Source organism: Endozoicomonas sp. ALD068 (assembly GCF_049310145.1).
Lineage (GTDB): Bacteria > Pseudomonadota > Gammaproteobacteria > Pseudomonadales > Endozoicomonadaceae > Endozoicomonas_A.
On sequence record NZ_JBLYNU010000004.1, the window covers coordinates 5,545,475 to 5,570,144 of the forward strand.

21 protein-coding genes are annotated in these 24,670 nt (G+C 48.2%); 8 read left to right on the forward strand and 13 right to left on the reverse strand.

Features of this window, described 5'->3' with window-relative positions; all coding sequences use genetic code 11:
• Positions 1–43: 43 nt before the first annotated feature.
• From ACO6V5_RS20515 to ACO6V5_RS20555, 9 genes are all read right to left on the reverse strand, one after another.
• Positions 44–1,702, reverse strand: a complete 1,659-nt coding sequence (locus ACO6V5_RS20515; RefSeq protein WP_422442004.1) for an F-box/WD repeat-containing protein — start codon at positions 1,700–1,702, stop codon at positions 44–46.
• Between the two features lie 308 nt (positions 1,703–2,010).
• On the reverse strand, positions 2,011–3,201 hold the full coding sequence (locus ACO6V5_RS20520) for a WD40 repeat domain-containing protein (protein ID WP_422414268.1): 1,191 nt from the start codon (positions 3,199–3,201) through the stop codon (positions 2,011–2,013).
• A gap of 140 nt (positions 3,202–3,341) precedes the next feature.
• Entirely contained in the window at positions 3,342–4,100 is a 759-nt protein-coding gene (istB, locus tag ACO6V5_RS20525) for an IS21-like element helper ATPase IstB (protein WP_422414320.1), read from the reverse strand.
• Positions 4,101–4,110: 10 nt separating this feature from the next.
• Positions 4,111–5,664: an IS21 family transposase gene (gene istA, locus ACO6V5_RS20530; RefSeq protein WP_422441836.1), complete on the reverse strand. Its 1,554-nt coding sequence runs from the start codon at positions 5,662–5,664 to the stop codon at positions 4,111–4,113.
• Between the two features lie 226 nt (positions 5,665–5,890).
• Positions 5,891–6,337, reverse strand: coding sequence for an F-box protein (locus ACO6V5_RS20535; RefSeq protein ID WP_422413261.1), 447 nt, complete (start codon positions 6,335–6,337; stop codon positions 5,891–5,893).
• Between the two features lie 138 nt (positions 6,338–6,475).
• Entirely contained in the window at positions 6,476–8,257 is a 1,782-nt protein-coding gene (locus ACO6V5_RS20540; protein ID WP_422413259.1) for an F-box/WD repeat-containing protein, read from the reverse strand.
• 109 nt (positions 8,258–8,366) lie between these two features.
• Complete coding sequence (locus tag ACO6V5_RS20545; protein WP_422413257.1) at positions 8,367–10,031, reverse strand: F-box/WD repeat-containing protein; 1,665 nt, start codon at positions 10,029–10,031, stop codon at positions 8,367–8,369.
• Between the two features lie 138 nt (positions 10,032–10,169).
• The gene (locus tag ACO6V5_RS20550) at positions 10,170–11,828 is read right to left on the reverse strand and encodes an F-box/WD repeat-containing protein (protein WP_422413255.1); all 1,659 of its coding nucleotides are present in this window, start codon (positions 11,826–11,828) and stop codon (positions 10,170–10,172) included.
• A 427-nt stretch (positions 11,829–12,255) separates the two neighbouring features.
• A complete protein-coding gene (locus ACO6V5_RS20555) occupies positions 12,256–14,046 on the reverse strand; it encodes an F-box/WD repeat-containing protein (RefSeq protein WP_422413253.1) in 1,791 nt (596 codons plus the stop codon).
• A 236-nt stretch (positions 14,047–14,282) separates the two neighbouring features.
• Here ACO6V5_RS20555 and ACO6V5_RS20560 point away from each other — a divergent pair, with 236 nt between their 5' ends.
• Positions 14,283–14,471, forward strand: coding sequence for a hypothetical protein (locus ACO6V5_RS20560; RefSeq protein ID WP_422413251.1), 189 nt, complete (start codon positions 14,283–14,285; stop codon positions 14,469–14,471).
• Between the two features lie 77 nt (positions 14,472–14,548).
• Here the strand turns inward: ACO6V5_RS20560 and ACO6V5_RS20565 are convergent, their stop codons facing one another.
• Entirely contained in the window at positions 14,549–14,755 is a 207-nt protein-coding gene (locus ACO6V5_RS20565; RefSeq protein ID WP_317144466.1) for a hypothetical protein, read from the reverse strand.
• Between the two features lie 5 nt (positions 14,756–14,760).
• Entirely contained in the window at positions 14,761–15,039 is a 279-nt protein-coding gene (locus ACO6V5_RS20570; protein ID WP_422137048.1) for a BrnT family toxin, read from the reverse strand.
• A 29-nt stretch (positions 15,040–15,068) separates the two neighbouring features.
• Here ACO6V5_RS20570 and sigZ point away from each other — a divergent pair, with 29 nt between their 5' ends.
• The 4 genes from sigZ (at position 15,069) to ggt (ending at position 19,218) form a co-directional block, all read left to right on the forward strand.
• Positions 15,069–15,605, forward strand: coding sequence for an RNA polymerase sigma factor SigZ (sigZ, locus tag ACO6V5_RS20575; protein ID WP_422139292.1), 537 nt, complete (start codon positions 15,069–15,071; stop codon positions 15,603–15,605).
• Between the two features lie 166 nt (positions 15,606–15,771).
• Positions 15,772–16,533, forward strand: a complete 762-nt coding sequence (locus ACO6V5_RS20580) for a glutathione S-transferase family protein (RefSeq protein ID WP_422135913.1) — start codon at positions 15,772–15,774, stop codon at positions 16,531–16,533.
• Between the two features lie 120 nt (positions 16,534–16,653).
• Positions 16,654–17,349, forward strand: coding sequence for a class I SAM-dependent DNA methyltransferase (locus tag ACO6V5_RS20585; protein ID WP_422135912.1), 696 nt, complete (start codon positions 16,654–16,656; stop codon positions 17,347–17,349).
• Positions 17,350–17,451: 102 nt separating this feature from the next.
• A complete protein-coding gene (gene ggt / locus ACO6V5_RS20590) occupies positions 17,452–19,218 on the forward strand; it encodes a gamma-glutamyltransferase (RefSeq protein WP_422413248.1) in 1,767 nt (588 codons plus the stop codon).
• A gap of 63 nt (positions 19,219–19,281) precedes the next feature.
• On the opposite strand, the gene ACO6V5_RS20595 is transcribed toward ggt, so the two are convergent.
• Positions 19,282–19,500, reverse strand: a complete 219-nt coding sequence (locus tag ACO6V5_RS20595) for a hypothetical protein (protein WP_422135910.1) — start codon at positions 19,498–19,500, stop codon at positions 19,282–19,284.
• A gap of 301 nt (positions 19,501–19,801) precedes the next feature.
• Here ACO6V5_RS20595 and ACO6V5_RS20600 point away from each other — a divergent pair, with 301 nt between their 5' ends.
• The 3 genes from ACO6V5_RS20600 (at position 19,802) to ACO6V5_RS20610 (ending at position 23,406) form a co-directional block, all read left to right on the forward strand.
• Positions 19,802–21,826: an ATP-binding protein gene (locus ACO6V5_RS20600; protein ID WP_422412712.1), complete on the forward strand. Its 2,025-nt coding sequence runs from the start codon at positions 19,802–19,804 to the stop codon at positions 21,824–21,826.
• A gap of 35 nt (positions 21,827–21,861) precedes the next feature.
• Entirely contained in the window at positions 21,862–22,182 is a 321-nt protein-coding gene (locus tag ACO6V5_RS20605; RefSeq protein ID WP_422135908.1) for a FitA-like ribbon-helix-helix domain-containing protein, read from the forward strand.
• Positions 22,183–22,275: 93 nt separating this feature from the next.
• Positions 22,276–23,406: a hypothetical protein gene (locus tag ACO6V5_RS20610; protein ID WP_422412710.1), complete on the forward strand. Its 1,131-nt coding sequence runs from the start codon at positions 22,276–22,278 to the stop codon at positions 23,404–23,406.
• Positions 23,407–23,466: 60 nt separating this feature from the next.
• On the opposite strand, the gene ACO6V5_RS20615 is transcribed toward ACO6V5_RS20610, so the two are convergent.
• Positions 23,467–24,516 carry a hypothetical protein gene (locus tag ACO6V5_RS20615; RefSeq protein WP_422412708.1) on the reverse strand — a complete coding sequence of 350 codons (1,050 nt, stop codon included), beginning with the start codon at positions 24,514–24,516 and terminating at the stop codon, positions 23,467–23,469.
• Positions 24,517–24,670 lie beyond the last annotated feature (154 nt).

The following is a 24,670-nucleotide window of genomic DNA, read 5'->3' on the forward strand; positions in this document are numbered from 1 at the left end:
AAAAAGATTGAGGTCAGTGGAACTAATACCCATCATTCGATCATCAATTCTTCTTCCGAAGTTCAGTGATTCTTACCTTTTTATAATCACCCAGGGTCATCACATTCCGGCTATCGGGGCTGAAACTGGCTGCGGTGAGTTCTGTCCCTTTTTGAATGACGGCTTTTTGCAGCCATGACTCACTAATCTCCAGACCATAAATTTTCACTACACCATCGATACTGGCGGTCAACACATGGCAAGCATCGGCACTGAAGGTGGCTGAGACGACCTCATCCTGATGGACAATGCGGGCTTTTAGTGCCCATGATCCATCGGCCTGCAGGCTGCTGATTTTCGCTATAGCATCACTGATGGTCACCACATGCTGGCAATCGGCACTGAAGCTCGCTGAGATGACCTCCTCAGAGTGTTCAACGCGGGCTTTTTCTCCCCATGATCCAGCGTTCTGGCTATGGATTTTCACCATACCACCTTTATAGACGGTCAACACATGGCGGCAGTCGGCGCTGAAGTTGGCTGATTTGATCAACTCATCATGTTTTATCGTGTCCATTTCTTTCCACGATCCATCAGCCTGCAGGTTAAAGATTATTGCCGCGTGATTACTATAAGTGCTGAGGACCAGATGGCAGCTATCGGCGCTGAAGTTGGCCTGGAAAGCATTGGCCTCTGGTTGAATAATGGATGTTACTACCCATAATCCCTCGGCCAGCTGGCCATGAATTTCTACAACATTATCCATAATATGAAGAATTGCCATGTGACGGCCATCGGGGCTGAGCTTGGGCGAATAGATTTGATTTCCATGACAAAACTCCTTTACTTCCCATGATCCATTGTCCCTCCGAGCAATGATTTTCACCGTGTTATAGGAACTGTGGGTCACCACACGGCGGCTATCAGCACTGAAAGTGGCTGAATTGAGGTAATTCTTATGGGAAATGCAGGCCTTTTCTTCCCAGGATCCGTTGTCCTCCAGACCATAGATTTTCGCTGTGCCATCCTGACAGACAGAGACCAGATAGTGGCCATCGGGGCTGAAGCTGGCTGACAAGACCAAACGATCATGGGTAATGGTGGCTTTTTCTTGCCATGATCCATTGGCCTCCCAGCAGTAGATTTTCGCTGTGTGATCGCTACTGGCGGTTACCAGATGCCGGCCATCGGGGCTGAAACTGGCTTCATTGACTCCAGCACCATGGGTAATTTCGAGCGTTTCCACTAACTCAAATTCTCTGCACAGAGACATTAATTGACTGTTGGTGAAAAGTAACTGAACAGGGAAATGAATATTCTTTCGGTGTTCAATGAGCGACTCGACAGTGCCCTTATTAGCAAAAGGCGCCAACCAATCACGGAGCTGTTGCTCATCTTTTGTCTTAATGGCAGCCTTTAGTTGATCTAGATGTGGTGAAGGAAACCGGCGATTCCATGCTCTTCCCAAAGCGTTATGTTGTTTAACAAGATTGCGAAAATATCGGCATACTTTTGCTAAACGGGTAATCTCTCGTAAACCCAGACAGTGAATAATCTTTAACTGTATTAATTCCGGCAAATCTAAAAGCGGAGAGTTATTGTCGTAATAAGGCGTAACGTCCCTACCGGTACAGACAACCGTTGCAGCTTCCTTCAGTCGATTTCGCTTGGGTGTTGGCGGGAGTGGTTCCTGTATCCCTGAATGGCTGTTAATTGGGTTCATCCCTGATTGCTCCGTAGCTCCAAAGTCAGTCTTTCTCCACAGTTAAAAGGGACATTTAAAATGGATTTGATCTGTTGGAGTCGGTTTTATAGTGGAAGTTCAAAAAAGATTGAGGTCAGTGGAACTAATAAGTACCTAACCAGTTGGTTTCGCATATTCTTGACGGCGGCTTTTTCCACCCTTCTGCGTTCCAACTCTGGTTGCGTAGCTATGGCTACGCGCCCGTCGTTGCGCCTTGAAGGATGAAAAAATCCACTCGCCAGAATATGCGAAACCAACTGGCCAGGTACTTAGCAATCATTCGATTATCAATTCTTCTTCCGAAGTTCAGTGATTCTCACCGTGTTATCTTTACAGACGGTCATCACATTTCGGCTGTCGGGGCTGAAACCGGCTGCGGTGAGTTCTGTCTCTTTTTGAATAACGGCTTTTTTCAGCCATGACCCGTTGGTCTCGAGACCATAAATTTTCACTACACCATCGACACTGGCGGTCAACACATGGCAAGCATCGGCACTGAAGGTGGCTGAGACGACCTCACCCGGATGGACAATGCGGGCTTTTAGTGCCCATGATCCATCGGCCTGCAGGCTGCTGATTTTCGCTATGGCATCACTGGTGGTCACCACATGCTGGCAATCGGCACTGAAGTTGGTTGAGGTGACCTCCTCAGGGTGTTCAATGCAGGCTTTTTCTTCCCAAGATCCAGCACTCTGGCTATGGATTTTCGCCTTACCATCACTACAGGCGGTCACCACATGGCGGCAGTTGGCGCTGAAGTTGGCTGATTTGATCAACATTTCATATTTTATCGTGCCCATTTCTTTCCACGATCCATCAGCCTGCAGGTTATAGATTATTGTCGCGTGATTACGATGAGTGCTGAGGGCCAGATGGCAGCTATCGACACTGAAGTTGGCCAGGAAGACAGGGAAGACAGGGGCCTTTAGTTGGATGGTAGATGTTACTTCCCACAATCCCGCAGCCAACTGGCCATGAATTTCTACAACGTGATCCATTGAATTAAGAATTATCATGTGACGGCCATCGGGGCTGAGCTTGGCCGAAGTGATCCAATTTCTATAAAAAGTCTCCTCTACTTCCCATGACCCATTGCCCCTTCGACCAACGAGTTTCACCGTGTTATAGGAACTGTGGGTCACCACAAGGCGGCTATCAGCACTGAAAGTGGCTGAATTGAGGAAATTCTTATGGGAAATGCAGGCCTTTTCTTCCCAGGATCTATGATCATCCAGACCATAGATTTTCGCTGTGCCATCGCGACAGACGGTGACCATGTAACGGCCATCGGGGCTGAAGCTGGCTGACAAGACCGCACGATTATGGGTAATGGTGGCTTTTTCTTCCCATGATCCATTGGCCTCCCAGCAGTAGATTTTTGCCGTGTGATCGCTACTGGCGGTTACCAGATGCTGGCCATCGGGGCTGAAACTGGCTTCATAGACTCGACCACTATGGGTAATTTCGAGCGTTTCCACTAACTTAAATTCTCTGCACAGAGACATTAATTGACTGTTGGTGAAAAGTAACTGGACAGGTGCATATTCTGGTCAGCTTGAACACCCATTCTGGTTCATTTGAACACCCTGGATCTCCTACGCATCACCCAGTCTGATTTTTAGTCCAAGTGTTCAAGTGTTTCCAGTTTTCCCAGCTTCTTGCGCATGGATTCTCCTTTCAGCGTAATCCTGTGGGCGTTGTGCATCAGGCGATCCAGAATGGCATCTGCCAGAGTCTCATCACCGATGCTGCCATGCCATTGCCGGGTCGGTAGCTGGCTGGTAACCAACGTTGAACTTTGTTCGTGACGGTCATCCATCACTTCCAGTAAATCGTTGCGTTGCTGCTGGGTCAGAGGTTCCAGCCCCCAGTCATCCAGTATCAACAAATCCACCTTCGCCAGTTGCTTGAGTTGCCTGCTGTAGCTGCCATCACCATGGGCAAGGCTCAGCTCTTCCAGTAAGCGCGAGAGTCGGTAATAGCGGACACTGTAACCCTGTATGCAGGCCCAGTGTCCCAGTGCGCAAGCCAGGTAACTTTTACCACTGCCACAAGGTCCGGTAATCAGCAGGTTCCTGTGCCTGTTTAACCAGTCCTCGCTGGACAGTGTGGCTATTTGGACTTTCTTCAACCCCCGGGGATGTTCGTAGTCAATGTCGTCTACCCGTGCAGCCAGCTTAAACCTGGCCGCCCTCAGTAACCGGGCAAGACGTTTGTTATTGCGCTCGGTCTCTTCCTGTTCTGTCAGGAGGGCCAGCCGCTCCACAAAGCTCAGGCTGTCGTAGGTGCCGGGCTGCTCCAGTTGCTGAGCCAGGGCATCGGCCATGCCTGTCAGGCGCAGTGACCGCAGACGGGTCAGAGTTTGATTCATCATGATACGTCTCCGGTTACTGATAGCTGGCTGCACCACGAATATTTTCGTGGCTGTCATGAAGAGGTAGTGTCGTTTGTTTCACCTCAGGTTGAAGAGCCTGTTTGTCTTTACCTGATTGCAGGATCGCCCGGATATTCTTGAGTCGGTAACCTTTGATTTTCCGGGCATGGGCGCAAGCATTGTTTAACCGGTCAGCTCCGTAATCCCGTTTGAGGTTCAATAACCCCAGGCAAGACCGATAAGCCTGCTCCGGATGCTCACGACTGTTCAACAGATACTGAGTTATCCAGTGAACATCGGGGCCCAGCTGTTTTGCCCACTCCAGCAGTCGTTCCGGTGTCCACTCCTGGTGCTTGCTATGTCGTTCAGGCATATGGCCTGATTGAGTGGTAAAACCGGTTGTGAACTTACGGGGGTGACAGGCCACAACTTCACCTTTGCAGAAGACAGTGACCGTATGTTCTGTTGCCTGAACTTCCACCTCTTTCTTGACCAGCTGATGAGGCACTGAGTAGTAATGGCCTTTACAGTGAATGTGATAGTCAATGTTCACCCTGGCTTTGCTGAACTCAGCGTACTCAAAGGCCTGTTTGGGCAAAGGTCGCAAAGCGGGTTCATCCAGTTGCTCAAAGGTACTTCGTCGTGTACCTGGCAGTTTTTGAAAGGGCTTAAGGTTGAGTTCAGTCAATAGCTCCCGTATACGACTGTTCAGTTCTGCCAGGGTAAAGAAGGTCTCATGACGAAGTCTGGCCAGTATCCAGCGTTCAACCAACTGCACACCCACTTCGGCTTTCGCCTTGTCCTTGGGCTTGTAGGGCCGAGCTGGAATGACCGCCACCTGGTAGTGGTTGGCCAGGTGTTGGTAAGCCGGGTTCAGGTCCGGTTCATAACGGCAAGCCTTACTGACACCGCTCCTGAGGTTGTCTGGTACCACGACAGCTGGAATACCTCCAAAGAACTCAAAGGCCCGAACATGAGACCCCAGCCAGTCTTCGGACTTCTGGGACAGGGTGGCTTCTGCGTAGGTGTAGTTAGAGGCTCCCATCACCGCTACGAAAATCTGGGCGTTATGGGCGATCTCACCGGTCTTTGGATTAACGACAGGGACCGTAAGACCGGCGTAGTCTACAAACAGTTTTTCACCCGCCTTGTGATGCTGTCGCATGGAACGTTTCTGGCAGCCCAGCCACTGGTTGTAGCGGTGACAAAACTGCGAATAGCTGTAGGCATTGAGAGTGCTCTCTTGGCAGTACTCCTCCCAGAGTGTTTGCTTGGTCACCTCCTTGCGCTTGAGTGACTGGTGAATAACGCCCCAGTCCGGGTCGACCAGACCCTGGCGGCTCGACAGTGGGGTCTCAGGGAACAGTGTCTGCACCAAAGTAGCCTCAGAGCAGTCCGAGGGCAGAGGCCAGCTCAGTGGCGACCGTTCAAAGGCCTGAACGTAGTTGGACACAGTGCCAACACTGACCCGCGTGCTGCGAGCTATTTGCCGGATACTGAGTCGGTACTCAAAGCGCATCCGGAGTATTTCTTGAAGTTTTCGCATGGAAATCCTGTTATCTGGCATGGCTGCTGTCCTTTCTGTTTAGAAAGGTCAGCGGCTAAAGTTCATGGAAATCAATGCGTAAGAGATAATCTACCGAAAGAAGAGTTTTCAGATTCTGGAGGCTTGAACACGGATTCTGGGCAGTTGAACAGCGATTCTGGAAATCGCCAAAAAGTGTTCAAGAGTTAACAGAATGGGTGTTCAAGCGCCGCCAGAATCGGTGTTCAAGAGTTAGCAGAATGAGTGTTCAAGCGATGCCAGAATATGCAACAGGGAAATGAATATTCTTTCGGTGTTCAATGAGCGACTCGACAGTGCCCTTATTAGCAAACGGCGCCAACCAATCACGGAGCTGTTGCTCATCTTTTGTCTTAATGGCAGCCTTTAGTTGATATAGAGGATGTGGTGAAGGAAACTGGCGATTCCATGCTCTTCCCAAAGCGTTATGGTGTTTAACAAGATTGCGAAAATATCGGCATACTTTTGCTAAACGGGTAATCTCTCGCAAACCCAAACAGCGAATAATCTTTAACTGTGTTAATTCCGGCAAATCTAAAAGCGGAGAGTTATTGTCGTAATAAGGAGTAACGTCCCTGCCTTTACAGACAACGGTTGCAGCTTCCTTCAGTCGATTTCGCTTGGGTGTTGGCGGGTGTGGTTCCTGTATCCCGGAATGGCTGTTAATTGGGTTCATCCCTGATTGCTCCGTAGTTCCAAAGTCAGTCTTTATCCACAGTTAAAGGGGACATTTAAAATGGATTTGATCCGTTAGACTCGGTTTTACAATGGAAGTTCAAAACATTGCGTAAGCAAAAATACGCTCATTCGATCATCAATCTTTTTTCCGAAGTTCAGTGATTGTCACCTTGTTATCTGCGCTGACAGTCAACACATGTCGGCTATCGGCGCTGAAGTTGGCTGATTCGACAGAAAACTCGTGTCGAATGGTGGCTTTTTCTACCCATGAACCATCGGTCCACAAGCCATAAACTTTCGCCGTGTGATCGCAACTGGCGGTCACTACAAGGCAACCGTCGGCACTGAAGGTGGCTGAACAGACGTAACCTTTGTGGACAATAGTGGCTTGTTTTTCCCATGATCCGTCAGCCTTCCGGCCATAGATTCTTGCCTTTTTATTGTCGACGGTGGTCACCAAACGGAGGCCATCGGCACTGAAGTCGGCTGAGATGTTGTCGATTTTGTGAGAAAAGATGGCTTCCTTTACCCATGATCCGGGGGGCTCCAGGCCATAGATTTTCATCGTATTATTAGAGATGGTCAGCAGGCGGCCGCCATTGGCACTGAATCTGGTTGAGAAGACACCCGTATTAAAAATCGTGACTGTTTCTTGCCATGAACCATCGTCCTGCAGGTCACATATTTTAAGCGTCTTAAGGACACCTTTGGTTATCAGATGGCGTCCATCGGCACTGAAACGAGCTGAGTGGACAGGAACATCATGAGTCATGGTGGTATTTATTTCCCATGACCCATTGGCTTCCTGACCATAGATTTCCACAGTGTTGTCTTTACCACTGATCATCAGATGACGGCAATTGGGACTGAATCTGGGCAATATGAGCTCACCGTTATGAATCATGGTGGCTTCTGCTTTCCATGAGCCATTGTCCTTCTGACCATAGAGTGTGACAATGCCAGATACGCTGAGGATCAATAAATAACGACCATCGTCGTTTAGCTGGGCAAATTTGATCGAATCATTATGGTAATTAGTGTATTTTTCTTGCCATGATGTATCAGTCTCCAGACCATAGATTCTCAGCGTTTTATCGGTGCTGGCGGTCAACATTTGGCGTCCATCAGCAGTGAATCTGGCAAATTTGACCAGACCATTGCCAGAAATGGTGGCTTTTGGTTTCCATGAGCCATTGTCCTCCCGGCCATAAATTTCCCCCTTGTTACGACTGGCGACCACCAGATTGCGGCTATCTGGGCTGAATGTGACGATGTAGAACCGACCATTATGGGAAATGATGTTTTTTGGTTTCCATGAGCCATTGTCCTCCTTAGCAAAGATTTTCGCTGTATTATCACGACTGGCAGTGACCAGATGCTGGCCATCGGAGCTGAAACTGGCATTGTAGACAATATCACCACGGGTAATTTCGGCTTTTTCCACTGACTCAAATTCTTTACATAGCGACATCAGTTTACTGTTGGTGAAAAGTAACTGAACAGGAAAATAAGTATTCTTACGTTGTTCAATGAGGGGCTCTATAGTGCCCTTATTAGCAAATGGCTCTAACCAGTCACGGAGTTGTTGCTCATCTTTTGTTTTAATGCTGGTCTTTAGTTGATATAGATGGGATGAAGGAAACCGGCGATTCCATGCTCTTCCTAAAGCGTTAACCTGTTTAACAAGATTGCGAAAATATCGGCATACCTTTGCTAAACGGGTAATCTCTCGAAAACCCAGGCAGCGAATAATTTGCAAATGAGTTAATTCGGGCAAATCTAAAAACGGAGAGTTATTGTTGTGATACAGAGTAACGTCCCTGCCCGCACTGACGCCCGTTGATGCTGCCTCCATTTGAGGTTGCACAGGTGTCGGTGAGGCTCTGTTTATGCAGGAATTGCTGTTAATTGGGTTCATCCCTCATTGCTCCGTAACTCCAAAGTCAATATTTATTGCTATCTGGAAAGGACATTTAAAATGGATTCAGTCAGTAGGATTCGGTTTTATGATGAAAGTTCATCGATCATCAATCCTTTTTCCGAAGTTCAGTGATCCTCACTTTGTTATCCATACTGACGGTCACCACATTTCGGCTATCGGCGCTGAAACTGACTGCGGTGAATTTTGTCTCTTTTTGAATGACGGCTTTTTGCAGCCATGACCCGTCAGCCTCCAGACCATAAATCTTCACTTTACCATCGTCACTGGCGGTCACCACGTGGCAAGCGTCGGCACTGAAGGTGGCTGAGACGACCTGATCATAATGGACAATGCTGGCTTTTAGTGCCCATGATCCATCGGTCTGCAGGCTATTGATTTGCGCCGTGGCATCGTCACTGTTAGTTACCACATGTTGGCAATCTGCACTGAAGCTTGCCGACCTCACCCCCCCGGAGTGGACAATGCAGGCTTTTTCTTTCCATGATCCAGCACTCTGGCTATAGATCTTTGCCGTATTATCTTTACTGGCGGTCACCAGGTGGAGGCAGTCGGCGCTGAAGTTGGCTGATTGGATCAAATCATCATGTTTGATCGTGCCCATTTTTTTCCATGATCCATCAGCCTGCAGGTCATAGATTATTGCCGCAGGAGCAAATGTGCTGATGACCAGATGGCAGCTATCGGCGCTGAATTTGACCCGGTCGCTTCCATCCTCTAGCTGAATGGTGGATGTTACTGCCCATAATCCAGCGGCCAACTGACTCTGGATTTCTATAACGCGATACCCGGGAGTATGAATGATCAGGTGACGGCCATCGGGGCTGAGCTTGGCCGAAGTGATCCAATTTTTTTGAAGAGTGTCCTCCAATTCCCATGATCCATTGTCCCCCCGACCTGTAATTTTCAGCAAAGCATCATTACCATAACCAACAGTCAACACACGGCGGCCATCAGCACAGAAGGTGGCTGAAGTGATGTATGTCTCGTGGGAAATGGAGGCTTTTTCTTCCCATGATCCATCGTCCTCCAGACCATAGATTTTCACTGTGCCGCGATGAGCGGCGATTACCAGATAGCGGCCATCGGGGCTGAAGGTGGCTGATATCACCCAATATTCATGGGTAATAACGGCTTTTTCTTCCCATGAGCCATTGGGCTCACGGCTGTAGATTTTCGCTGTTGTATCGCGACTGGCGGTTGCCAGATGTTGGCCATCGGGGCTTAAAGTAGCCTGGTAGACACGACCTCCATGGGTAATTTCGAGTTTTTCCACTAACTCAAATTCTTTACATAGCGACATCAGTTTGCTGTTGGTGAAAAGGAGCTGAACAGAAAAATGAATGTTCTTTTCTTGTTCCATGAGCAACCCGATAGTGCCCTTGTCAGCAAACGGCTCCAACCAATCACAAAGTTGTTGCTCATCTTTTGTCTCAATGGTGGATCTTAGTTGATATTGCTGTGGTGAAGGGAAACGGCGATACCATGCTCTTTCCAGAGCTCTATCTTGATTAACAAGATCGCGAAAATATCGGCATACCTTTGCTAAACGGGTAATCTCTCGTAAACCCAAAAAGCGAATAATCTTTAATTGTGTTAATTCGGGCAAATCGAAGAATGGCGAGTTATTGTTGTGATATGGTGTAACTTCCCTACCTGCACTGAGCCCCGTTGGTGCTTGCTCCAGTTGAGGTTCTTCAGATGTTGACGACAGTAGTTCGTTAATACCCGAGCTGCTTTTTACAGGGTTCACGACCGTTTCCTTTGTATTGCCAAAGTCAGTATTTATCCTCAATTTAAAAGGACATTTAGAATGGATTCGATCCGTTGGACTCGCTTTTACAATGGAAGTTCAAAATATTGCGTAAGCAAAAATACGCTTATTGGATCATTAATCCTTCTTCCATAGTTCAGTGATTCTCAGCGAGTATTCGTGACCGATGGCCGCCACATTTCGGCTATCGGCGCTGAAGCAGGCTGCGTTGAATCGTATACTGTTATGAACGGCGGTTTTTTGCAGCCATGATCCATCGGCCTGCTGGCCAAGGATTCTCACCATACCATCGTCACTGTAAGTCACCAGATGACAAGCGTCGGGACTGAAGGCGGCTGAGAGGATCTTATCCTTATGGACAATGTTGGCTTTTGGTTGCCATGAGCCGTCGGTTTGCAGGCTATGGATTTTTGCTGTGGCATCATCACCGATGGTCAAGACATGCTGGCAATCGGCACTGAAGCTTGCCGATTTGACCCCCCCATGGTGGACAATGCAGGCTTTTTGTTCCCATGATCCAGCATTCTGGCTATAGATTTTCGCCGTACCATCATCACTGGCGGTCATCAAATGGAGGCTGTCAGGGCTGAAGTTAGCTGATTTGATCGACTGATCATGTTCAATCGAACCCATTTCTTTCCATGATCCATCAGCCTGCAGGTCAAAGATTATCGCTGTGTGAGCGTAAGTTGTGATGACCAGATGGCAGCTATCGGCACTCAAGTTGCCCGTGCGGATATTAAACCTGAAATTAATAGTGGATGTTACTACCCATGATCCGGCGGCTGACTGGCCATAGACTTCTAAAACATCATCCAGAGAACCGAAAACTACCAGGTGACGGCCATCGGAGCTGAGCTTGGCCGAATAGACCCGTTCGTCATGAATAGTGTCCTCTACCTGCCATGATCCATTGTCTTCCCGGTGGATGATTTTCACCGAATCTCTTAAACCGACGGTCACCACACGGCGGCCATCGGCACTGAATTTGGCTGAATTGAGCATATTCTCGTGGGAAATGCAGGCTTTTTCTTTCCATGATCCATCGTCTTCCAGACCGTAGATTTTTGCCTTGCCATCCCAACCGGCTGTGACCAGATAGCGGCCATCGGGGCTAAAAATGACTGAATCAACAGTATGATCATGGCTAATGGTGGCTTTTTTTTGCCATGATCCATTGGTCTGCAGGGAGTAAATTTTCGCTGATTTATCACGACTGGCAGTTGCCAGATGCTGGCCATCGAGACTTAAACTGGCGTGGTAGACAGTATCATCATGTCTAATTACGGCTTTTTCCACTAACTCAAATTCTTTACTTTGAGACATCAGTTTACTGTTGGTGAAAAGTAACTGAACAGGGAAATAAATATTCTTGCGTCGTTCAATGAGCGACTCGACAGTGCCCGTATTAGCCATTGGCTTAAACCAATCACGGAGTTGTTGCTCATCTTTTGTCTTAATAGTGGTTTTTAGCTGATATAGGTAGGGTGAAGGAAACCGGCGATTCCATGCTCTTCCCAAAGCGTTATTTTCTTTAACAAAATCATGAAAATATCGGCATACCTCTGCTAAACGGGTAATATCTCGAAAACCCAAACAGCGAATAATCTTTAATTGTGTTAATTCGGGTAAATGTAAAAACGGTGAGTTATTGTTGTGATATAGAGTAACGTCCCTATCTGCACTGATACCCGCTGGTGCCTCCTCCGGTTGAGGCTGCAAAGGCGTTGGCGAGGGTGGTTCGTGTAAGCTGGAATTGCTGTTGATAGGGATCATCCCTGATTGCTCCGTAACTTCAAAGTCAGTATTTATCCTCACATAGAAAGGATATTTAAAATGGATTCGATCACTTGGACCCGGTTTTATAATGGAAGTTCAAAATATTGAGGTCAGTGAAACCAAGAAAAAACAGGCCATGATCCGGAAAAATAACAGAAAGAAACTTTTTCATTGAAAGCTCAGAGTAAAAATTGCAACAGGGTTTTAAATAGAATGCTGTTTTTTATACCAATCGTATTTTCTAACTCCCGCAATGAGCATGGAGATTTGAGCCTTAAGACAAGGCGGCGTGAGGAGTCATAGCCTTAGCTATGGCGACGATCGCCAACGCAGGATTAAGGCTCAAATCTTCAGCGCAATAGGGAGTTAGAAAGTTCGATTGGTATTACTCGGCTCTGTGCAAAAAAGTATGCCCATTCGATCATCAATCCTTCTTCTGAAGTTCAGTGATTCTCACCTTGCTATGTGAGGTGGTGGTCAACACATGTCGACTATCGGCGCTGAAGGTGGCTGAGACGACTGCACTGTTGTGTTGAATGGTGGCTTTTTCTAGCCATGACCCATCGGTCCAAAGACCATAAACTTTCGCTGTGTAATCGTCACTGGCGGTCACCACAAGGCAACCATCGGCACTGAATCTCGCTGATCGGATGCAAATTTCGTGGACAATAGTGGCTTTTATCTTCCATGACCCGTCAGCCTCCCGGCCGTAGATTTTCGCTGTTTTACCATGGCTGGTGGTCACCAAATGTTGGCCATCGTCGCTGAAGTTGGCTGAGAAGGCCCCACCATCATGTTGAATGATTGCCTCTTTTACCCATGATCCAGGGTGCTGCTGGCCATAGATTTTCGCTGTTTTATCGTCACTCGTGATCAGATGGCGACCATTGGCGCTGAACTTGATTGGTTGGGCAAAATCATCATGAGAAACCGTAGTCATCTCTTTCCATGATCCATTGCCCTGCAGGTCACATATTTTCACCGTGTTATCGTAACTGGAGGTTGCAAGATGGTGGCAATCGGGGCTAAAAGTGGTTGATGCGACAATATCATCATGAGTAATGGTGGCTTTTACTTCCCACGAGCCAACGGCCTTCTGACCATAGATTTTCACAGTTTTATTTTTACCGTAGATCACCAGATGACGGCCATCCGGGCTGAAGTCGAAGCTTTTTTTGCGATAACGCTTATAAGCAATAGTGTCTCTTAATTCCAATGATCCATCGTCCTTCCGACCATAGATTGTCAAAGAGTTAGAATTATTGTCGACTAACAGATTACGGCTGTTGGCGCTGAAGCTGGCGAACCTGATCGGAGCATTATGGTTAATAATGTATTTTGGCTCCCATGATCCATCGGTCATCTGGCTATAGATTTTCAGCGTATTATCCTTACTGACAGTCAACGCATGGCGACCATCAGCACTGAAGGTGGCTAAGATGACCAAACCATGATGGGAAATGGTGGTTTTTGCTTTCCATAATCCATCCTCACCAATACCATGGATTTTCGCCTCAATACCACTGCTGATCACCAGATCGCGACCATCGGGGCTGAAGTTGGCTGAGAGGATCGTATCCTGAAGAGAGATGCTGGCCTTTTCTCCCCATGATCCATCGGTCTCCTGGTCACAGATCTTCAATGTATTATCCAAACTGGCGGTCAATAAGCGGCGGCTATCGGCACTAAAAGTGGCCATGTAGATATCATCATGATGGGTGACTTCGGCTTTTGCCTTTAAGTTAAATATTTCACACCGAGACATCAGTTTACTGACGGTGAAAAGGAGCTGAACAGGAAAATAAGTTCTTTCTCGTTGTTTTAAAAGTGACTCGACAGTGTCCTTATTCGCAAAAGACTCCAACCAGTCACGGAGTTGTTGCTCATCTTTTGTTTTAACGATGCTCTTTAGTTGATATTGATGACGCGAAGAGAGCCGACGAAACCAGGCTTTTTCCAAGGCTAAATCATTTTTTACAAGCGCGTGAAGACGTTTGCATACCCTTGCTAAACGGGTAATCTCTCGAAAACTCAAACAGTCAATAATTTTGGAATGTACTAAATCGGGCAGATCGATGAATGGAGAGTTAAGGTTGTAGTACGGAGTGACCTCCCTGCCTGCACTGACACCCTTTGGTGCCTCCTCCAGCGGAAGTTGCAAAGGTGTTGGCGAGAGTGGTTCGTGTAGGTTGGAATTGCTGTCGATAGGGTTCATTCCTGATTGTCCCGTAACTTCAAAGTTAGTATTTATCCCGGCTTGGGAAGGGCATTTAAAATGGATCAGATCTGTTGGACCCGGCTTTATGGTGGAAGTTCAAAAAAATATTGAGGTCAGAATAATGAAAGGCACGACTTATAAACGACTGTCCATACTGCCCGATCTGCCCCAACCCCTGTCGCACTGCCTCCCTGGACCCGGACTACAACGCCAGCAAGAAAGACGTGCTCATCATGCAAGAAGCCATCTTGCAGCACCAGGCACACTTCAATCAAAAAATGGCCGACATGAGAGCCGAGTTTGACGCTCGCTTCAAAGAACAGAAAGCCGAGTCAAACGCCCGCAAAGCCGAATCAGACGCTCGCTACTACGGAGTGAAAATGGACAACATCTTTTGGCAGGCCGGTATTATCTTGAGCTGATTAGGAATGTGCTGAGGGTTTGATTACCTGGCTCATTCGGCAACGGGGTGCCTTATATAGGGTACAGAACAATTTCTTTACCCATTTCCAGCTTCTTTCTTAGGGAGATTTGGATTTACCCGCTTAAAGCGTTTGAGTTGTTCTTCGGACAAAGGCTGTGCATCAGGGTCTTCCAATGCAGCCTCATGAAGTTCTTCTTCGGTCATTTCATCGAGAGCTTTTTTATCTTTGTACACATCAAGTTTTTGCCCTTTTACGTAGTCTACAGAGACTGTTTTTCCCATTGTGATCACCATGATTTATGCTGTTCATATAATCGACGCTCGTGCTTTTCAGCACGCCTCACCGAGATCAGCCTGGTTGAGGTTTCATTACTTCTCATTGTGTAGCATACATAAAGTGTATCCAACTCTTTATCCATACCAATGGTGATATACCGATCTTCCCCGTAAACTTCTTTGCCATCATGGGCTTCGATCCGGTAAGGATCATCGAATACGGATATACCCGCAATCAGAGACATCTTGTGCTTCCGTACTGGCGGTAAACTGTTACTTCCATGTTTAATTCCAACCCTTTCAGCAGGGGCAGACTGTTATGCAAAATCACTGGCAGGAGCATAAAGCCCGGCTGCAACGTTATATAGCCCGAGAAGTGAGCGAACCATCGGCTGTGGATGACATTTTGCAGAATGTCTATCTCAAAGCGCATACCCACATTAAGACACTCAAGTCTGGAGACAGAATGGGTAGCTGGCTGTTCCGGATTGCACAAAATGCTGTCATGGATTACTACCGTCAGCAGAAGCCCTGGGATGAGTTATCAGACAGTCTTGCTGCCGGGGAAGAAGATGAAGCAGAGAGGGCCCATCAGGAGCTGGCCCGTTGCCTGGTGCCTTTTATGGATGAGCTACCCGAGAAGTACCGGATTCCTCTGCAAATGTCAGAGTTGCAGGGCATGAGCCAAAAGCAGGTAGCAAAAGCCCTGGGTTTATCCCTGTCCGGTGCCAAGAGCCGTATTCAGCGTGGTCGGGTTCAGCTGAAAGAACGTTTTATTGCCTGCTGCGATATTGAAGTGGGCCGGGGCGGTGTGATGGACTATCGGCCTAAAAAAACCGGCTGTAAAAATTGCTGAGAACAACTATCAGCGAAAAAAACTTAGCCCTTCTCCTGCCTGTAACCAACTGGGCAAAATATTTTCACGATAAAAAAACATTTTTTTTGCGTCCTTTTTTCATACCTCGCGTCTTTATAGGTAACAGGCCGGTCTGACCGGTCATCGCTGAATCGAGGTATCGACCATGTTGAAAGTTATCAGCTTTAAAATCTGCCCATTTGTGCAACGCATTACCGGAATGCTGGAAGCCAAAAGTATTCCTTATGAAATCGAATACATCAGCCTGAGCGAAAAGCCCCGATGGTTTCTGGCTATTTCACCAAACGGCCAGGTACCTGTCATGGTCACTGAGAATGGCACAGCTTTGTTTGAATCCGATGCCATCGCCGAATACCTGGAAGAAGCTTATCCCCCACTGCTGCCTGGCTTGAGCGCAGAGCAGAAAGCACTGAATCGTGCCTGGAGCTACCTGGGCAGTAAACAGTACCTGGTTCAGTGCTCTGCACAGCGAAGTCAGGACGCTCAGGCTCTGATTGAACGCACTGAGAAGCTGGCCAGCGCCTTTGCCAAAGTGGAGAAGGGATTGGCTGAACAGCCATTCTTCAACAGTGATTCACTGGGCATGGTCGATCTGGCCTGGCTGCCCGTGTTGCATCGTGCCCATATCATTCAGGTGAACACAGGCTATGACTTCCTGGCTTTTTATCCTAAAACCAAAGCCTGGCAAAAAAGTCTGCTGGCGACCGGGCTGGCTGAAAAGAGTGTCTCCGATGACTTTATTGAAAAGTTCACAGGCTTTTATCTGTCTGAGGAAACCTTTCTTGGCCGCTGTGAACAGGGAGGGGAGTGCAATGCCTTTAATCTGGAAGAGTGCTGTATAGAAGCTGACTGCTGCAAGACAGAAGTTACGGCTTGTAAGGATTTCGTCAGTGGCTGCGGATGTTAAGCATGGGGGGCTGGTGGATCTCCTGTTTGAGTGGCATTCATTGGTGTTTGTTCGAATAGTGGCAATCGTTGTTCCTGATACACTTCTGGCCACAGAGAATAAGCGACAGAGAGTATCAGGATGAGCGAAATGTACGAAAAGTTCGCCAGGGATTACGAAAAAGCCATTATCGATAATATCTACAATGGCCATCTGGAGCGTCCATCATTAATCGCCATGCTGCCCGAACTGGGCGGAAAAAGTGTTCTGGATCTGGGGTGTGGACCGGGTGTCTATGCAGAGTATTTGATCAACCAGGGGGCAAAGGTGACTGCGATTGATGCCTCGCTGGAAATGGTTGAGATCGTCAAAGAGAAGTTGGGTGATAACGTTAGAACTTATGCACAGGATATTTCTCTTGGGCTGCCAGAAGAAAAAGAAGCCAGTTATGATGTTATTATCTGTCCTCTGACCGTGCATTACATTGAAGACCTTAGTGTACTGTTCGGTGATGTTAAGCGCCTGCTGAAAAATGGCGGCGTATTTATCTTTTCTACCCATCACCCGATAGTGGATTTTGAAGTGTCACCTTCAGGCAATTACTTTCAAAGAGAACTGATCACGGAAGAGTGGGATACTGTAGGTCATCCTGTTGAAGTAAGCTTCTATCGTCGTTCACTGACAGAGTGGTTTGAGAGTCTGGCTGCAGCAGATCTGTGTGTCACTCACCTGTCAGAAGGAAAGCCGTCGGAGCGCATGAAGTCTCTCTGCGCCGAGAGCTATAAGAAGTTATCCACAACGCCTAACTTTATCTTTTTTAAGTGTGAGGTCAGGTAGGCACCTTTTTAAACTGCTCAATTCCAAAAGTCATTGCACATTTGAGCCAAGACTGAAACCATCGTCCGACCTTATAAAAATTAATTGAAAGGAAGTCTTGCTATGTCTGGGGGAATGTTCAGACGGTATGTTATCACCGCCAGTCTTTTGGCTGCTTGCTTTAAGGTGCAGGCAGAGGCCGTGAGTCTGAGTGATGATCTGGCGCCTGAAGCAGCGACGGGATTTGAACAAAAGAGTCTGGTAAAAGCCAGCAAACATATGGTGGTAGCAGCCAACCCGCTGGCTGTGCAGGCAGGTGACGAAGTCCTTAGAAAACGTGGTTCGGCAGCGGATGCTGCGATTGCTGTTCAGTTGGTTCTGAATCTGGTTGAGCCCCAGTCGTCCGGAATTGGCGGAGGAGCCTTCACCCTTTACTTCGATGCCAAAAAGAACCGCCTGATCACTCTTGATGGCCGGGAAACAGCCCCTGTAGAGGCGACACCGACCTTGTTTCTGGACAGCGATGGCAAGCCGTTGCAATTCTATGATGCTGTGGTGGGGGGGCGCTCAGTCGGTACGCCAGGTACCGTCAAGCTGCTGGAAGAGATGCATCAGCGTTATGGTAAACGTCCATGGTCTGAGCTTTTCCAACCGGCCATTAAACTGGCTGAGGAAGGCTTTATCGTTTCTCCCAGGCTGGCCAGCCTGATTGCCAGGGATCAAAAAAGACTCAGTCGTTATTCGGGTACCCGTGAATACTTCTTTGATGAAAAAGGACAGCCGCTTCAGGCAGGCGCTGTTCTGAAAAATCCTGAGTTTGCCAGGACACTGAGGCTGATTGCCAAAGAAGGCTCAAAAGCCTTCTATGAAGGGAAGTTGGCGGACAGGATTGTCAAAACCGTCAGAGAGGCCGAGGGGAATCCCGGAGTGCTTTCAAAGAAGGATCTGAAAAACTATCAGGTAAAAGAGCGAACGCCGGTGTGTTCGGCCTATCGTCAATACTCTGTCTGTGGCATGGGACCTCCCAGCTCTGGCGCAACCACGGTGGGACAGATCCTGGGCATTTTGCAATCTTATGATCTGGCCAACCTGGGGGCGGATAATCCGGAATCCTGGCGCCTGTTTGCCGGTGCATCAAGGCTGGCTTTTGCCGACAGGGCCCGTTATTTGGCCGACAGTGACTATGTGCCCGTACCTGTTCAGGGGCTTCTGGACAGCCAATATCTGGCAGAGAGAGCCAGACAACTTCAGTCTGATCAGGCTCTAAAGACGGTTAAAGCAGGCAAACCCCTCTGGCAGCATGCTTCGCTTCAGGCCGATGATCAGTCCATTGAACTGCCTTCTACCAGCCATATTTCCATTGTCGATGCCGTGGGTAATGCGTTATCCATGACGACAACTATTGAGAATGGTTTTGGCTCCCGTTTAATGGTGGGCGGTTTCCTGCTGAACAATGAGATGACGGACTTCTCTTTTTCCAGCCATGACAATGGTACGCCCATTGCCAATCGCGTTGAACCTGGTAAAAGACCAAGGTCTTCTATGGCGCCCACCATGGTTATGGATAAAAAGGGACAGCCTTATATGGTGCTTGGTTCACCCGGCGGAAGTCGTATAATCAGCTATGTTGCCAAAACCCTGGTCGCACATATTGACTGGGGAATGGACATTCAGGAAGCCATTGCTCTGCCCCATAAGCTGAACCCTTTTGGCGTTTATGAGCTGGAGCAGGATACCGAAGCAGAGCGTCTGAAGTCGGCACTGGAAAAGCTCGGCTACTCCGTCAAGGTGCGGGAACTGAACAGTGGCCTGCACGGCATTGTGATCACGGACAAAGGCCTTGAAGGTGGCGCTGACCCCCGTCGTGAGGGAGTAGCGATGGGGATTTGAACGAAATTAAGGGGGTAATCCCGCTTCTTTAGGAGGGTGTCGCAAAACTTCAACAGCTCGTTCTCACGCTCTGAAGTCGTCATTCCCGCGAAGGCGGGAATCCAGCGCCAACGGTGGATCTCTGCCTTCTCGGGGATGACAAGGCCAGGGGGACACCGGGCAGTAGGGTTCTGGTGGAGAGTCAGTGTGGATTCCCGCCTTCGCGGGAATGACGAGAATGAAGCCGGGAATGACGAGAATGAAGCCGGGAATGACGAGAATGAAGCCGGGAATGACTGGCAATGACGGGAGTCAACGCGTTCCCATGCCGGAGAGAGTTTTGCGACACCCTCTTAGAGGCGGGGAGTGTCAGAGACTCCAGCAAATTACATTCCTGATGAAACAGTGATACCCGTCTGACATTTTCTGATGTTTTGTAATAGTCATTCCAATAACTCTGTCTATACTGCCTTCTCAAGCAACGGGTGCAGAACAGGTTTTATTTTGCTGTGCATCTTTTCTCCCTGAGCGAAAAATCACTTTGTTTGATGCTATCTTCAATCCGTGAAAAACAACAATGCGGGCTGCTTCCAAGGGAGTGCCAATGAGCCTTCATACAAACCTTGCCGGAAGGTTATGTAATACTAATCTGCCGAAAACTCATGGTCTGCTGCCGGTTTTTGAAGCTGTAGTCAACTCGATTCAGGCCCTTGAAGAAGCAGATGGGCTGGCCGAAGGTCAGATTACTCTTGAGATTATTCGTAACCCTCAACAACAAATGCACCCCGGAAAAGGGGCTGAAAAAGAAATCATCAAAGGCTTTACCATTACCGATAATGGAGTCGGATTTAACGCAGCCAACATGGAGTCCTTTGAAACCCTGGACTCAGATCACAAGATCGGAAAGGGTTGCCGGGGCATCGGGCGTTTGATGTGGTTGAAAGCCTTCGACACCGCCGAAGTAGAAAGCGTTTTCTGTCAAGAAGGAAAGCTTTATCAGCGAAACTTTTCTTTTTCATCCCGGCAGGGTGTTCAGACAGAGTCGCCGGTGGCGGTTCATGACCAGAAAGTACGGACGGTGCTAAAACTGGACGGGTTTGACAAAGAGTATTACGCGAGTTGCCGTAAAACCCCGTTGAGTATTGCCGAGGCTCTGCTGGAACATTGCCTGTGGTATTTCGTCAGAAGCCCGGCAACGCCAAACATTATTGTAAAGGATGGTACCGAAAGCATTTCTCTCAGCGACATTTACGATCGCTGCATGCACTCTGCTGCAACGGCAGAACAAGTCAGTCTGAAGGGCTATGTTTTTGAACTGAATCACATTAAGTTTCGGGCTGGAGTGAACAAAAACCACCCCATGTTCCTCTGTGCGGCTAACCGTGTTGTTAAAGAAGAGTCTATTGGCAAAAAGGTACCCGGGCTCTTTGGCACTCTATCCGATGATGCGGGTGAGTTTACCTACGCCTGCTATGTCACTTCAGACTATCTTGATGAGCATGTCCGTTCTGAAAGAACGGCATTTGATATCGCTGAAACGATTGAGGATCTTATCAGTGATCAGGAGATTTCCCTCAGCGAAATCCGGGAAGCGGTCGTAGAGAAAACCAGAGAATACCTTTCCGATTACCTCCACGACAACATGAAAGCAGGCAAGGAGCGGGTGAATACCTTTGTTGCTCAGAAAGCGCCACGGTACCGTTCAATTATGAGCCATATGGATGAGCGTGAACTTGTGGTTGACCCCAGAATATCGGACAAGGAGCTTGAGTCCCTTCTCCACAGGCACTACTACGAGGCCGAAAAAAGCCTGATGGAAGAAGGGCATGAAATTATGAATCCGGCGGTAGAAAGCAATCTGGAAGATTATCAAAACCGACTGAGTGACTACCTGAGAAAAGCACAGGACTTCAAACAGTCAGACCTGGCCAACTACGTCACTCACCGCCGGACAATCATCGATTTGCTGGAAAAGTATATTGAGCGGTTGGATGACGACAAGTACGCTCGTGAGGATTTAATCCATCAGTTGATTATGCCAATGCGTAAGGATTCCACGCAGACACCGTTTGATGCCTGTAATCTCTGGCTGATTGATGAACGACTCGCGTTTCATGACTATCTGGCCTCAGACAAGCCTTTGGGTTCCATGCCTGTTACCGGTGACATTTCTGGAAAAGAGCCAGACCTGTGTGCGTTAAATGTCTGTGATAATCCTATTCTGGTGTCCGATAAAAAAGCCTTGCCGCTGGCATCCGTTACTGTGGTCGAGATCAAACGACCCATGCGAAACGATGCCCGAGAGGGAGAAAATAAAGATCCTATCGAGCAGGCTTTGAGCTATTTGGATCGTATTCGTGAAGGCCAGGCGAAAACGGCGAGTGGCAGGCTGATACCCAATTCACGGGATATACCAGGCTTTTGCTACGTCATCTGTGATTTAACGCCATCAGTTGTGCAGCGTTGCCGAATCTTCGACCTCACGCCAACCCATGACCACATGGGGTATTTTGGATACAGTAAAAGTTACGGTGCCTTTATCGAAGTTATTTCTTATAACCGGCTGGTACAGTCGGCGAAGGAAAGGAACAAAGCATTCTTCGACAAACTGGGCCTGCCATCCACTTAACCTTGACACAGAGTGTGCTCTGCAGGAGTGAAACTATGGCAATGATGACGCTTGGAAATATCCCGGATGAGCTCTACAGTGCTCTGAAGGCCAGGGCTAAGCAAAATAACCGGAGCCTGGTTGCCGAGGTTCGGAATATTCTCAAAGAGGTTCTTCAACCTGAGGATCGGCTGTTGATGGGTGATGCCCTGGTCAATGCCGGGCGAGACATCGGCCTGACGGACGAGGAAGTTGATGCGCTGGAGTCTGACCGGGATAAGACACCAGCGGAACCGCTGAAGTTACAACTCGTTCCCACGCTGGATAGAGTTTTGCGACACGCTCTCAAAGCACGGGGTTTTAAACTCATTCGATAAAACTACCAATCAAGCTCAGAAAACGCTTATTTTCTTGATCTATCACTTTCTCAATCTACCCTTACTCTCTACAAGTCAGAGCACACGGATAGAATGATGGGCAACTCAATCTTTGCGGCATTGTTTTTACTGTCAGTGCTGTTATCTGTCGTCTATCAGGCTGAGTCGTCGACAAGACATTTTGTTGTCGATTTTCAAAAGGATGATGCAGGTTCTCCGATCCAGAGCTTTTCTATAAAACGTGATTTCAATACTCTGTCGTATACCTCGTCAGACATGGTCGACACAAACGGCTATGCGGGGTTAGGTATTGAGTCCCTTGCATGGCTACCTGCAGGAGCGTTTGTTGCTCTTGGCTGGCTTTTGAAAAACTATTGGAACTCCGATCCATCACTGCTTATCCCAATGGATCAACTGGAAGCCAGTCAGGATGACCGGCCTGCAATCATCACCATGATGCTTCCCGGGAATAGCCAACAAAAAAATGACCAACAAAACCCGCCATCAACATCATCCGGTCAGCAAGCCACAGGTGGGTCAACCAGTGCCCAGATTAAAGGCTATGCCAGCGGCTCCCAGCTTTCTGGCTCTGACGGCGATGACAGAAACCCTGAACCACAACAGCATACCTTCGATTACAATTGTCACTTTGGTTCCTGTCACGGTATTTGTAAACTCCGATCACCAACTGGCATCTTGGCGAGGCCGAGAGCAGCCAGTAAATCTATCAGGAGAGGTCGTGATCCCGCCAGGGGATTTGTCTGTGATGTGCAGATGAAAACGAGCAGTGGTGAGCGGGCGCCCTGCGGGATTCGCTGCAGAGATAGGGAGAGGCTGTCAGAACACAAAATGCGATACCACACTGCGCCACTATTCTGTGATGTGATAGTGGTCGGGGGAGATGGTGAGCAGCGAGTATGCGGAGAAGTTCTTCATGTACTAGAGCAGGAGGATCACAACGACAGTAGATACCATGACGACGAATTGGATATTAGATGGTCGGATCCCAACAGAAGCCATCAGGTTCCCGGGTCAGTATTTTGTGACGTGATCCTATACGTGAATTTTAACGAGGGTCGCGTACATCGGATGACGCAGCAACTATGCGGGAGGATCTTCGAGAGTGAAGAAGGGCTGCTTCGTCACATAAGCAGACGCCACCAGGGATGCCATCACAGATGGAAAGACATAAGACCACCGGCAAACCTCCGGTGGCGTTTTTAACCCCATATCAGCGCCGCACTTTTGCGACAGTCTTAAGAGTGAGGGGCAGTCTATTCCCGATCAGCCTCCATGCTTTATTGTGGCGCCATTATTGTTGTTCGGATTATCGGGCCTGCGTCTTTGATGTATTCTTTTATGCCACATCAGGCCCCGAGCAGTCCTGAAGCCAAGTCCGCATGGCCACCGTCGACCATTGCAAATGGCGACTGTTACGTAACAGGTGTGTTGCCTGTGTTTTCTTCTTTTGTGATCCTTCAGGGCTGTATTACTCTGGCAGATTTGCCCGCATGCTCGCTGCCGACCACCCTCCCCGAACACTGTCACTTTACAGGTGTGTTGTTGCACGAGAGGGCTCTGTCGATCGAAGTCTTCATTGGGCGTTGAGCTTTGTTTCGGTCTTGCACCTGATTGTCGGAATTTACAAACGCCATTACAGTTATCTGCGAAACAATTTAAACCCAAAGTATGTTGGTGTTGTTCAGGGACTTCGTCTCCACCGTCAGAGTCAGAATACTGGCGGCTGGTGATAGTGCCTCTGAACCCTGAGGTTGTTCCTGAGGCTTGCCGGGTCGATGATTCCGATAGTTGGCCTTGTTGTTGGTTATCTCCGGAGCTGAGCGTCATAGTGTTGATCATAAACGGATAATCCTGGCTCGACTCTTGTTGTCCAATCGGGTTGAACATCGGTGAATCGGAGTTCCAATAGTTGCTTAAAAACAAACCGACAGTGATAAACGATTCTAAAGGTAGCCGTGAATAAGTTTTGGAGCTTTGCGTGTCACGGCTGGTCAGGATCAGTTCGTAAGCAACCAGCCACTGGGAGGCGTAAAGCAAATGCCACGAAACCGACTCAATAATGATCGTTATTAGCCCGAAAATACCGGGTCCGAAGGGTGTGTCATTTGCCGGGGAATCCTGGTCTGAATGACCGTTGTTGCTGGCAATGATTGAAGGAGTGTTCGGCAAAGTATGCGGGTCATGCTGTTTGATAGAAAAGCTTTTGTCTGGAGAACCTGCATCCTGTTCAAGCTCGACAACAAAGTGTCTTATTGACGCCTGGCAGGCGATAGACAGCAACAGCAGTGCTGCAAAGAGTGGGTGTTTGATCACTTTATTCTTACATCCTGGTTTGCCCTGGAAAAAGTGTAGACCAGAGAAATAAGCGTGCTTTCTGGCAAAGAGATTCTGTTAAAAACTCATTGAAGCACTGCTGTATCCATTGTTGTGCCCGAAGAGTGTGATCACGAGCTATTCGACGGGTAGA